The sequence below is a fragment of the Microcystis viridis FACHB-1342 genome (genome assembly GCF_014698335.1).
Lineage (GTDB): Bacteria > Cyanobacteriota > Cyanobacteriia > Cyanobacteriales > Microcystaceae > Microcystis > Microcystis ichthyoblabe_A.
This window is the reverse complement of sequence record NZ_JACJSV010000004.1, coordinates 64,369-76,627: the sequence shown is the minus strand read 5'-3', so window position 1 is coordinate 76,627 and position 12,259 is coordinate 64,369. Positions and strand designations below refer to the sequence as shown.

General features: G+C 42.9%; 7 protein-coding genes. 4 read left to right on the top strand and 3 right to left on the bottom strand.

Features of this window, described 5'->3' with window-relative positions; translation table 11 throughout:
* Window positions 1-35: 35 nt before the first annotated feature.
* Both H6G40_RS02670 and pruA read right to left on the bottom strand, forming a co-directional pair.
* Complete coding sequence (locus H6G40_RS02670; protein WP_069475270.1) at window positions 36-1,670, bottom strand: alpha-D-glucose phosphate-specific phosphoglucomutase; 1,635 nt, start codon at window positions 1,668-1,670, stop codon at window positions 36-38.
* Between the two features lie 317 nt (window positions 1,671-1,987).
* The gene (gene pruA / locus H6G40_RS02665; protein ID WP_190537245.1) at window positions 1,988-4,957 is read right to left on the bottom strand and encodes an L-glutamate gamma-semialdehyde dehydrogenase; all 2,970 of its coding nucleotides are present in this window, start codon (window positions 4,955-4,957) and stop codon (window positions 1,988-1,990) included.
* 443 nt (window positions 4,958-5,400) lie between these two features.
* On the opposite strand from pruA, the gene H6G40_RS02660 reads away from it, so the two are divergent.
* Window positions 5,401-6,585: an NAD(P)H-quinone oxidoreductase subunit H gene (locus H6G40_RS02660; protein WP_002760089.1), complete on the top strand. Its 1,185-nt coding sequence runs from the start codon at window positions 5,401-5,403 to the stop codon at window positions 6,583-6,585.
* A 117-nt stretch (window positions 6,586-6,702) separates the two neighbouring features.
* On the opposite strand, the gene H6G40_RS02655 is transcribed toward H6G40_RS02660, so the two are convergent.
* Window positions 6,703-6,891 carry a hypothetical protein gene (locus H6G40_RS02655; protein ID WP_002736979.1) on the bottom strand — a complete coding sequence of 63 codons (189 nt, stop codon included), beginning with the start codon at window positions 6,889-6,891 and terminating at the stop codon, window positions 6,703-6,705.
* Between the two features lie 123 nt (window positions 6,892-7,014).
* Here H6G40_RS02655 and H6G40_RS02650 point away from each other — a divergent pair, with 123 nt between their 5' ends.
* Genes H6G40_RS02650 through H6G40_RS02640 form a run of 3 tightly spaced genes read left to right on the top strand, consistent with a single transcriptional unit; the run spans window position 7,015 to window position 12,049 of the window.
* Window positions 7,015-8,367: a hypothetical protein gene (locus tag H6G40_RS02650; RefSeq protein ID WP_190537243.1), complete on the top strand. Its 1,353-nt coding sequence runs from the start codon at window positions 7,015-7,017 to the stop codon at window positions 8,365-8,367.
* A complete protein-coding gene (locus tag H6G40_RS02645; protein ID WP_190537241.1) occupies window positions 8,349-9,320 on the top strand; it encodes an AAA family ATPase in 972 nt (323 codons plus the stop codon). Before H6G40_RS02650 ends, H6G40_RS02645 begins: the two co-directional genes overlap by 19 nt.
* Window positions 9,321-9,328: 8 nt before the next feature.
* Window positions 9,329-12,049, top strand: coding sequence for a formylglycine-generating enzyme family protein (locus H6G40_RS02640; RefSeq protein WP_190537239.1), 2,721 nt, complete (start codon window positions 9,329-9,331; stop codon window positions 12,047-12,049).
* Window positions 12,050-12,259 lie beyond the last annotated feature (210 nt).

Below are 12,259 nucleotides of genomic sequence, written 5' to 3'. Positions count from 1 at the left end.
TTCCCCGATAAAAACTGATAGCCGCTCCCTAGATTTTAGGTAATAACTGTGGGTTGTTCCCGTCCAGTAGATTGACGAATTTGACCGATTTCTTCAGCTAAATCAATTAACGGCTGTAGGGCCTTTTGGGTGTCGATATCGTGTTTACTTGCGTCCGGTTCATAACTTTCTAGATAAACCCGGAGAGTTGCTCCTTTAGTTCCCGTACCGGATAGACGATAAATAATCCGAGAACCATCGGTAAAACCAATGCGAATACCTTGATTTTTACTCACACTACCATCCACGGGATCCGTATAGCTAAAATCATCGGCATATTCCACTTCATAGTTACCAAATTGTTTACCCTTAAGGTCTAAAACCAGCTTCTGGAGACGTGCCATCATCTCTTTTGCCGGTTCTAAGGCGACTTCTTCATAATCATGACGAGAATAGAAATTACGACCAAATTCTTGCCAATGACTGCGAACAATTTCCTCTACAGATTCCCCTTTAACTGCCAAAATATTTAACCAGAAAAGAACCGCCCATAAACCATCTTTTTCGCGAATATGATTGGAACCCGTGCCGAAACTTTCCTCACCGCAAAGGGTTGCTTTCCCCGCATCTAACAAATTACCGAAGAATTTCCAACCGGTGGGAGTTTCATAACAGTCAATTCCCAGTTTAGCCGCTACGCGATCGGCCGCCGCACTGGTGGGCATCGATCGCGCCACTCCCGTGATACCATTTTGATAGCCCGGTACTAGATGAGCATTGGCTGTTAGTACCGCTAAACTATCACTAGGGGTAACAAAAAAATTCTGACCGAGGATCATATTGCGATCGCCATCTCCATCGGAAGCAGCCCCAAAATCGGGAGCCTCTTGACCGAAGAGAATTTCTACCAGATCATGGGCATAGACTAGGTTAGGGTCGGGATGACCCCCACCAAAGTCCTCTAAGGGAATACCATTTAATACTGTACCCTTGGGCGCGCCTAAACGCTGTTCAAATAGAGCATAAGCGTAGGGACCGGTTACCGCATGGAGAGAATCCATGCACATTTTAAACTTACCAGAAGTGAGTAGGGTCTGAATGCGATCGAAATCAAAAATCTTTTCCATCATTTTGACGTAGGGAGTGACCGCATCGATCACTTCCACATCCATAGTTCCCAGTTTAAAGGAACCGGGGCGATCAAGATTAATATCGGCCCCTGAGAGGATTTTATAACTGCTAATCACCTTAGTCTCGGCATAAATTGCATCGGTGATATTTTCCGGGGCCGGTCCGCCGTTAGTAATATTGTACTTAATGCCAAAATCCCCCTCCGGACCGCCGGGGTTATGACTAGCGGAGAGAACAATACCGCCAAAAGCGTTATTTTCGCGAATTAACCCAGAAATAGCGGGAGTGGAGACAATACCATCGGTTCCCACGAGGATTCTACCGATACCGTTAGCGGCAGCGATTTTCAGGATAGTTTGAATAGCTTGACGGTTATAATAACGACCATCTCCACCGACGACTAAGGTTTGACCCTCGATACCGTCTAAAGTATTGAAGATAGCTTGAATAAAATTTTCCAGATAATGGGGTTGTTGAAAAACGGGAACGGATTTTCGCAATCCAGAAGTCCCCGGTTTCTGGTCACTAAAGGGTTTTGTGGCAACAGTTTCAATCGTCATAGTCTTTTCTTGATAGGCCGACGCAATTGTAAACTTAAGTATATAGCAGTAGGTTGACAGCCAAGAAATCGGGTAAGAAAGACAACGGTTCTATTGGGTTTGGTGAGTGAGTGGAAGGAACCACTCCAGACACAAAGGACACAGAGATCGATCGCTCCTATATAATTTAAACTGGTCGCAACGCGCTCGCTACGCGAGATCACACAAAGAATAAGAGAGCTAATCTAAGGATAGGGGGTTAAGATGGGTCTTAGCCGATAAATGAACCAGATTTGGGGGTATAAACCCCCAATAATAACCAATTTTAGCTATATCGCTTAATCGGCCCCTTCAATCGGTGCAAATCCCTGACGTTGAATATTCTCGCTGATGTGACGAGGTTCGAGGAATTGCAAGAGATAATCGGGACCCCCTGCTTTGGAACCTACCCCCGACATCTTGAAACCCCCGAAGGGTTGACGGGAGACAATCGCACCGGTGATTCCCCGGTTAATATAGAGGTTTCCCACTTCAAATTCCTGCATAGCTCGGTTAATATGGGCAGGAGTGCGAGAATATAAGCCACCGGTTAGAGCATAGTCGGTTCCGTTAGCTACAGCTAAAGCTTCCTCAAAATTGCTCACTTTGATAATTGCCACCACCGGACCAAAAATTTCCTCCATCGCTATTACCGCATCAGGGGGAACATTCTTAAAGACGGTGGGACTGACGAAATAACCTACCTCTGGAATCGGCATCTCTAGAGCCAATTCTGCCTCTTTTTTACCAGTTTCGATGTATTCCCGAATTCTTGCTTGAGCTTTCTCGTCGATAACCGGTCCTACTTCCGTACTCGGTAAATCCGTCGGCCCGATATTGAGGGACTTGGTAGCCTCGACAAAGCGATCAACAAAGCTATCATAGACGCTTTCCAGAACGATTATCCGCGAACAGGCCGAACATTTCTGGCCGGTGTAGCCAAAAGCGGACTTAACCGCACCGACAACGGCCTGATCTAAATCGGCACTCTCATCGACAATTAGGGCATTTTTGCCGCCCATTTCGGCGATAACTCGTTTTAGGTGTTTTTGACCCTTTTGCACGATGGAGGCATCTGTATAGATGCGACAGCCCACTTCTCGTGAACCGGTGAAGGCGATTAGGTGAACATCGGGATGGCTGACTAGATGCGCCCCCACCTGGGAACCTTTACCCGGGATATATTGGAAGACTCCGGCAGGAATACCCGCTTCTAGGAGAATCTCGGCAAATTTCGCCGTAATCACCGAGGAAGTCTCGGCAGGTTTCAATAGCGTGCAGTTACCGGCTACTAAAGCCGCTACTGTCATCCCCACCGCAATGGCTAGGGGGAAATTCCAGGGGGAAATCACTAAAGCAATACCCCGGGGTTGGTAGGAATAACGATTATTCTCGCCTGCTACGTCGAAATTATGCCCTAAATCCAGTCTTTCCATCTCGGAGGCGTAATAACGGCAAAAATCGATCGCTTCTGACACTTCCGGATCCGCCTGTTGGATAACTTTGCCCACTTCCAAACAAATCCAGGCCGATAACTCGTGTCGTCGCGCTTCCATCAAATCTGCCGCTTTTCGCAGTATTTCGGCTCTTTTTGCCACTGGAGTGCGTTTCCAATCGGGAAAAGCCTGTTTCGCCGCTATGATCGCTTTTTCTGCCTGTTCCACCTCAATTAAGCCCACTTTACCCACTATTTCCTGCGGGTTACAGGGATTAACGGAATTAATTTGAACATTGGTGGCGACGTATTCGCCGTTAATTAGGGGTAAATAGGTCTTACCGAGGGAATTTTTGACAAAAGTAAGGGCTTGACTCGCTTTATTTCGTAATTGCTCGTTAGCATAATCTGTATCGGGGGCATTAGGAAAACCGGGGATAATCGGGTTATCCTGGCCTAAAACCCGGGGGGCTGCGATTAAATCTTCCACGGGACGATCCTCCAAATTTTGCCGCAGGAAGGAACTATTAGCGGTATTTTCTAATAAACGGCGGATTAGGTAGGCCATACCGGGTAAGAGTTGTCCGTAGGGGGAATAAACCCGCACCCGATGACCCCGCTTCACTAACGCTTTGGCTAATTGGTCGCCCATGCCGTACAATACCTGCATTTCAAAGCGACGACGGGGAATTTCTAAACTTTCTGCGATCGCACAGGCCAAGGCTTGCGATCGCACGTTATGACTACCGATGGCGGCGTATAAATATTGATGATTTTCCAATAATAACCGCGTCATCCGCTCATAATTGGCATCGGTGGCGGATTTTTCGTTATATACCGGCTGTGGCCAGTGATTTTGCCGAGATTTAATCGTTTCCTGATCCCAGTAAGCGCCTTTGACTAGCCGGACAGTCAGGGGATAACCGCGCTTTTTGGCCCAATTAATTAAATCTTGTAAATCTTGGGCAGAATCTCTTAAATATGCCTGTAGGGTGATGCCAATATCGGTACGACTGCGAAATTCTTCTTCTAGGAGTAATTCTTTCAGGATAGCCAGGGTGAGGTTTTTATAAACGTACTGTTCCATATCAAAATGGACTGCCACCCCTAACTCCTGAGCGCGTCGCAACAGTAGGCGAATGCGATCGCAAACTTTCTCCTTACTGCCAATCGGATCTATGGGATCAAACTGAGAATAAAAGGCAGTTAGCTTGACAGAAACCTGCACTTGTGGTAGTAACTCGCCATCTGCTTCATCAATTTGGCTAACTTTATTCCATTTGGTCGCTTCTTGAGCCAAATGGGTCATTAAATCCAGATAACTTTGTAGATAAACTTGGGTTTCCGCTTCAGTAATTACCGCTTCACCGAGGAGATCTATGGTAAAAGCCATTTTTTCCTTGCGCAGACGGGTGACAGTGCGAGTAATTTGCCCTAGGTCTTCCCCGGCGATATACTTACGAGCTAAGGTTTCTACGGATTTACTGATCAGACTGGCGGCCGTTTGAGCCGGTAGGGAGTTAGGATCACTAAAGTTGAGGATACTTTTCAGCGCACTGGGCAGTTCTACGGAGGCATCACCGAGGTATTGTTGGAGATGATTAGCGATCTCGGCATTACTGCGTAAAGCGGGTAAACAATCAATAAAACGGAATAATTGTACTCGTAAATTGGGGTTAGACATGGCCCAATCGAGTAATTTATCATCCCAACGCATTTGATCCTGTAAAGCAGACCAAAGACCTTTTTTTTCCCGAGTTTCGGCTAAAAGTTGTCTAGCGATCTCTTGGGTTTTGGTTTCGTAGTTTTGAGTTGAGTCGATTTGGATAACCACGGTGATTCAAGTAAAAAAATTATCAACGGGATTCAGCTTTCAGCAAGCTACCGTCAGCCTTCAGCCTAAAATTCAGTTTTTGAGCTTTTTCAGCTGATTGCCGCTCTTAATGGCTCTTTTCTCTGGTTTATATTCTTACCGAAGGACTAATCAAAGCTAATAGCTGATCGCTTTTGCTGAACACTCTATTGTACTCGATCGAGCGGGGAAGTGGGGGTGTGGGGTGTGGGGTGTAGGGTGTGGGGTGTGGGGTGTGGGGGTGTGGGGTGTGGGGTGTGGGGAAGTGGGGAAGTGGGGAGAATAAATAAAAATAATCTCCTGACTACTGACTACTGATTACTGATCACTGATTACTGATTACTGATACCCGATAGTCCTTGTGTATTGTCAAGGCGTTTACTTATAATAACTTTAAAAAGATTTTCGGGATCATCGGTAGCCCTATGGCAAAAATTGAAACGAGAACAGAACCCATGGTTTTAAACATGGGACCCCATCACCCTTCGATGCACGGAGTTTTGCGCTTAATCGTCACCCTTGACGGGGAAGACGTGATTGACTGTGAACCCGTGATCGGTTATCTTCATCGGGGCATGGAAAAAATTGCCGAAAATCGCACCAATGTCATGTACGTTCCCTACGTTAGTCGTTGGGATTACGCCGCAGGGATGTTTAATGAGGCGATTACGGTCAATGCTCCCGAAAAATTAGCCGATATCGCCGTTCCCAAACGAGCGCAATATATCCGGGTGATTATGTTGGAACTCAACCGCATCGCTAACCATTTACTCTGGTTAGGCCCCTTTATGGCGGATGTAGGCGCACAAACTCCCTTTTTCTACATTTTCCGGGAACGGGAGATGATTTATGACCTCTGGGAAGCTGCCACGGGAATGCGGTTAATTAATAATAATTATTTCCGTATTGGTGGCGTGGCGGTAGATTTACCCTACGGATGGGTGGATAAGTGCGTGGATTTCTGTGACTATTTTGACCCCAAAGTGGACGAATACGAGAAATTAATCACTAATAACCCGATTTTCCGCCGTCGTATTGAAGGGATAGGCTGCATTACCAGAGACGAAGCGATTAACTGGGGTTTATCCGGTCCGATGTTACGCGCTTCTGGGGTGAAATGGGATTTAAGAAAAGTTGACCATTACGAGTGTTACGACGATTTTGACTGGGAAGTGCATTGGGAAACTGCCGGCGATTGTTTTGCTCGTTATCTGGTGCGGATTCGGGAAATGCGCGAATCGGTGAAAATTATCCGGCAAGCACTGAAAGGTTTACCCGGTGGTCCCTACGAAAATCTGGAAGCAAAACGGATGGCAGAAGGGAAAAAATCAGCTTGGAATGATTTTGACTATCAGTATATCGCCAAAAAAGTCGCCCCCACTTTTAAGATTCCTAAAGGTGAACATTATGTGCGCTTGGAAAGCGGTAAAGGGGAATTAGGTATCTTTATCGTCGGTAATGATGATGTTTTCCCTTGGCGTTGGAAAATTCGGGCCGCCGATTTTAATAATCTTCAAATTCTGCCCCATATCCTCAAAGGGGTAAAAGTTGCCGATATTATGGCGATTTTAGGCAGTATTGATATTATTATGGGGTCAGTCGATCGCTAAATCTCTTTCAGGGTGGGTTATCTTATTAACTCACCCTCGTTTTGGCCTAGTCTTATAAAAAAAGCACATCGGCCTTTATTTCAGGTAATGTGCTTAAATCCCTAGTATTTATCTTCCTTAGTGGGTGTGAGTCTTTTTCCCCGCTTCCAATTGAACCTCAGTCATAGGGGGAAGAATCTCGCTTTGGGGAATCTTTAACTCTCCCACCTGAACACCCAAACTAGCCAAAGCAGCTAAAGTGGTGATGATGCGGCAAATCACGTCAATGTCCGCTTTATGTTTTTGCCAGAAATTTTCCTTTTTCATATTTACTCCTGTCCCCCTATAGCTTGTTTTTTGAGGACAAGTTGATTAAAATGCTTTCAGCAAATGCTGGCAAAAGGGGATCAAAAAGTGGATCAGATCTTAGGTTGACGTTTGACGAGATTTATGTTAAGGTCTGGCGAAATCAGATTATGGGATGATGATGTGGAAACCCTTCGTAAGGCTAAAGATGCTTATAAGGGAACCTATTCTTGTGCTTCGGAGAAAACAGAGCAAATATTAATAGAAGCAAGTCGATGGTTACTTGAGGCATTTCTCGAAGAATACCGTAGTCAAACAGAAACTTCCAGTTATACCATTCCATTAAATGTCTTGAAAGCTTGGATGACAGAATCTCAGCCAAAATCTAGAGCAACTAAAGAGGTTTTAAAACCAAAGGGTAAGAAATTGTACTTACAAAATGAATCGGATTTTAAAAGATTTGAAAATGAGAAGAAAAGCGAGTACAGAATTGAAGATATTAATGATAATTCAATTCATTTAACCTTAGAAGATATTAATGGTTTATTAGATTCGTCTATTTTAAAGGTAATTGGCATATCTGGAGATAGTTTGCGGTTTTGTACTGAAAAAAAATATGGACTAGGAAAAAAAGGGCGAACCTCTAAACAGTCTTATATTGTTCAAGCTTATTGCGAAGTATTAGGCCTAGATTTTGAAAGCTTACAATGTTGTCAACTTCATCATCAAAACCCAAAAGATCAACGAACAAATAATGGGAAGATTTATGATATTTTAACAGAATTTAATTACACTAATCTAGTAAAATTTACCAGTTCAATAGCTGCTAAACCTTTACGAGAAGGCAGTATTTATATTCCCCCTTGTCCTCATACATATCGTTTTTGGTGTTTACATCGTTTACACAAACAACTCTTTATCACTAATAATTTGCCCGTTAAACATATTGTTTTTAAATTTCAAGGAGATGGTCAGGAAGAATGGGATAGCTATAGTCTTCATGAACATTTTTTAAATAATTCTGGAGGAATTAAAAATTTAAAGACTAATAATTTTTGTTTGATTTTTGAAGGAATTGATTGTGCAGACTTTTCCCGTTTAAAAGACATTGATTCATTTTGGCAAAACTTAATTACCAACGCTCGTAAAATACAAAATAGTCCCATTAAAGGCTTTTTATTAATGATTTGGTTAGATTATGGAAAAAGTAATGATTGGAGAGATAAGGACAAATTATCAGAATTAAGTTCTATTCACCGCTTACAGATTGACTCTTGCTTTGAACAACGGTCTTTTCAGGAAATTATTCCTACTTTTGCTCAACAACTTCAGTTAGGTTGTGACTTACAGGATGAAACCACAGACTTATTTAAATCTACCTTGCAGCAATTATGGCAAAATAGCGATCAAGGCAAGATAGAAGACACACTGAAAGCTTTTTATCAACAATTTCAAGGACAATTATCGAGGGAAAATAGATGGCTAAACTATCCTTAACCTACACGGGAAAAATTCAACCCAAATCGGATCTTTATTATGAACCGATTCAACAGAAAATTTATCCCTATGACGCAGGTGATGAGTTAATAGAAGTTGTTAACTTGGCTATTGAATTGGGAATGCCTTTGTTACTAGAAGGTGAACCGGGATGTGGCAAAAGTCGTCTAGCTCATGCCTTAGTTTATGAATTTAATTATCGTCAGGAAAGTAATCCTATAAAATATTATGAGTGGATAGTTCAATCTACAAGTAAAGCGGAAGATAGTCTCTATCAATATGATTATATTGGCCGTTTACAAGCTGCTCAAATTAGCGGAATTTTAAGCCAAAAAGAAATAGAAGAATCTTCTTCTGAGCAAAAAAATCCAGCTACTTCAAAGGATTGGGTTGATTTACAACCCTTGGGTAAAGCATTTGAACAAAGTCAAGATAAACAAGAACAATCGGTAGTATTAATTGATGAAATAGATAAAGCAGATCGAGATTTTCCTAATGATTTACTTTTAGCCATTGAATCTCGTCGTTTTTTCATTAAAGAAACAGGAGAAACAATTCAAGCAAATGATCAAGCTTTTCCTCTGATTATTATTACCAGTAATCAAGAAAAAAACTTACCCAATGCTTTTCTGAGACGTTGCATTTATCACTATATTGAGCTACCCAACCAAGAAAGATTAAGAAAAATATTAACCGAACGGTTTACCGACGCTGAACAAGAGGTTATCATCAAAGCAGTGGACCGTTTTCTGGAAGTGAGAACATCACAAGACGAGACTAAATCTGAAGGAGAAAAAAAAGTTAGCACCAGTGAATTAATAGCCTGGTTTAAATCGTTGCTCAAGTACAAACCTGAAGAAATTATCGCCAAATTAAACGAGGACAAATTACCCCACGCTAGTGTTTTACTAAAAAGCCGTACCGATTTACAAGATTATGGAACAAGAGGTTAAAAAAGCCAATGACATCCCCCCTACTTGACCTATTTTATCAACTCAGAGACGAACAAGGATTTCTGCTGTCTATTGAACAATATTATCGGGTGGAAAATTACCTAATTCAAAAACTCGCCAATGATTCTGATATTGCTATTCAAGAAAATCCCAACTTAGAGAATCCTAAAATTAAACTTCTTTGTCAAGCTTTATGGGTTAAATCCCCGAAAGAAAAAGAAAAGTTTGATCAGGCCTGGACAGAGATGCTACAGTTACAACCAGAAATAAATATAGAAATAGCCAAAAAAACACCTATTCGTCATCCAGAAGAATCGATTAGCAAAATCATAAACCCGATGGATGATAGGGAATCTCCCTCATTAGAAATTACCCCTTCTGGGGATACAAAAATAGCACCGGAGACTTCATTTCCACAAATTGCCACAGCTATTGAAAAGCGAAAAAAAATCACATCCCTAGATAATCCTGATTATTATCCTATTGGCATCGCTAAGTTACAAGAAAGTTGGCAGCAACTGCGTCCATTACCCCTAGAAAGTCCTCGACAAACTTGGGATCTAAAAGCTACGGTGATGGCAACGGCTAAACGAGGTTTTTTTGATCAAATAATTTACCAAAAGAAACAACTTTATCGCCGAGAAATTATAACTTTTATTGATTGTTCTGACTCGATGATTCCCTTTGCAGGATTTGGTAGGATAATGAAGCAAACTTGGGCAAATGTTCCCCATTTTTACTTTGATAATCTGATTAGAGACGAGGTTTTACGACAAGAAAACGGTTGGGAAAGTCAATCTTTAATCAAAGTTCTCTCTAACTATTCTCCTGAAGTAACCAGTTGTCTAATTCTTAGTGATGCGGGTGCCGCTAGAAAACGTTATGTAGAAGAGCGCTTGAGCGCAACAGAAACCCTTATCCGACGATTTAGCCGAAGATTTAGCCGAGTCGCATGGTTAAACCCCTTACCCTATCATCGATGGTATGGGACAACTGCCTGGGATATTGCTGATTTAGCTGAAGATATACCCAATTTTTCCATGTTTGAACTAACCACAGAGGACTGGGAAAACTTGATAATATGGCTAAAAGAAGAAGCTATCCCACCCCGTCATTTTTCATTTAATCCTAATCAGTTTCAACAAGGGGATAATTGGGATGAGGATGAAGATTTTTTTAGCGCAAAAAGCCGTTTAAGATTATTTGAAGAAGAAAACGAACTAAACACCAGAGAACTAGCGAAACGAGCGGCTTTTCCCCTTAGTTTATCCCCTAATTTACTTTATTATCTGCGTCAACATCAAGATAAAGATAATCAAGCTCCCTGGTATGCGATCGCTGATATTTTACTGTCCAGTTTAGTCCGCAAAATAGATCGAGAACTCTATGAAATGTCTCCCGATGTTCGTAAACTACTATTAGAAAAATTAACCCCAGAGGAACTCAAATCTCTGGCCCATCAGTTACAAACCTATATTCAGGAACAAATCGGTGATTATTGCTCAAAATCGGTTTATTGGCAAAATCAACAATGGTTAGCTCTTGCCTACCTAAAACCCAGTCAAGCAGTCAACGAAATCAAACAGGTACTAGCAGAAGCTATCAAAAATAATAACCGAGTGCGTCTTGTGAGATTGACAGCTTTATTAGAAAATATATCCGCTGCTTTAGCCGATTATGAACCCTTGTTATTGCTTAATGAACCGATTGCCGCCTATTCTAGAGGGGATTTAAACCACGTTGGCAATGTCCTTCAACTTTCCCCAGAAGACGAAGGAACCCTACAAAAACGTTTAATAGACAAAGTAGCCGCTATTGTTCCCTACAATGAAAACCTTTTCCTTTTTACCGCAGAAACGGTATTGGTTAATAAAACAGGCCAAGTTATCGAGAGAAAACCTGTTAAAGCCTATTTTTACGATGAAAACCTTCCAGAAGTTGGCAACAGGAAAAAAGCTCAAAACTATATCCGCATGATGTATATTCCCCAAGGAGAATTCTGGATGGGAACGGAAGATGAGGAAATCGAAAGACTGGTTAAAAAATTTGATTGGGACGGATTTAGAAGGGAAAGACCACAACACCTGGTCAAAGTCCCCGCTTTCTACATGAGTCAAACCCCGATTACCCAAGCTCAGTGGAGAGCGATTGCCGCAACCGCTAAAATAGACATCGACCTAGAGACAAATCCCTCTCGCTTCATAGGGGATGAGCTACCCGTAGAAAGAGTCAACTGGTATCAAGCAACAGAATTCTGTAAACGACTATCAAGGGAAACAAAACGGGAGTATTGGCTACCGAGTGAGGCGGAATGGGAGTACGCTTGTCGTGCTGGAACCACCACCCCATTCTACTTTGGGGAAACCATTACCGGGGAATTGGCTAACTACAATGCTGGCTATACCTACGCAGGGGAAGCGAAGGGAGAATATCGACAACAAACGACTCCCGTGGGACAGTTTTTCCCAAACGCTTTTGGACTGTACGATATGCACGGCAATGTCTGGGAATGGTGCGCCGATACTTGGCACGATAATTATGACGGTGCGCCGACGGATGGCAGTGTCTGGATAATATATGGGGCTGATAATCGTTCTCCGTTGCGGGGCGGTTCTTGGTGCTACATTCCACTTTACTGCCGTTCCGCTTCCCGCTACAGCAGCTTCCGCCGCGTCAACGGCTACTACAGCGGTTTTCGGGTGGTGTGCGGTGCTGGGGGGACCCTGTAACCCTTTTTCTCTTTTTTTCCCGCCCAAAGGCCGGTCGATTTTGTAGGGGCGAACTGCGTTCGCCCACCGGCAATAATCGGCCCACCGACAATAATAATCGTCCCACCGGCCGGTCGATTTTGTAGGGGCGAACTGCGTTCGCCCATTGGCAATAATCAGCCCACCGACAATAATAATCGTCCCACCGGCAATAATCGGCCCGCCCGTTTT

Excerpts from the sequence above, each read along its gene's own strand:
- H6G40_RS02670 (WP_069475270.1), bottom strand. The coding sequence starts at position 1,670 with ATGACGATTGAAACTGTTGCCACAAAACCCTTTAGTGACCAGAAACCG.
- H6G40_RS02660 (WP_002760089.1), top strand. The coding sequence starts at position 5,401 with ATGGCAAAAATTGAAACGAGAACAGAACCCATGGTTTTAAACATGGGA.
- H6G40_RS02655 (WP_002736979.1), bottom strand. The coding sequence starts at position 6,891 with ATGAAAAAGGAAAATTTCTGGCAAAAACATAAAGCGGACATTGACGTG.
- H6G40_RS02650 (WP_190537243.1), top strand. The coding sequence starts at position 7,015 with ATGTTAAGGTCTGGCGAAATCAGATTATGGGATGATGATGTGGAAACC.
- H6G40_RS02645 (WP_190537241.1), top strand. The coding sequence starts at position 8,349 with ATGGCTAAACTATCCTTAACCTACACGGGAAAAATTCAACCCAAATCG.
- H6G40_RS02640 (WP_190537239.1), top strand. The coding sequence starts at position 9,329 with ATGACATCCCCCCTACTTGACCTATTTTATCAACTCAGAGACGAACAA.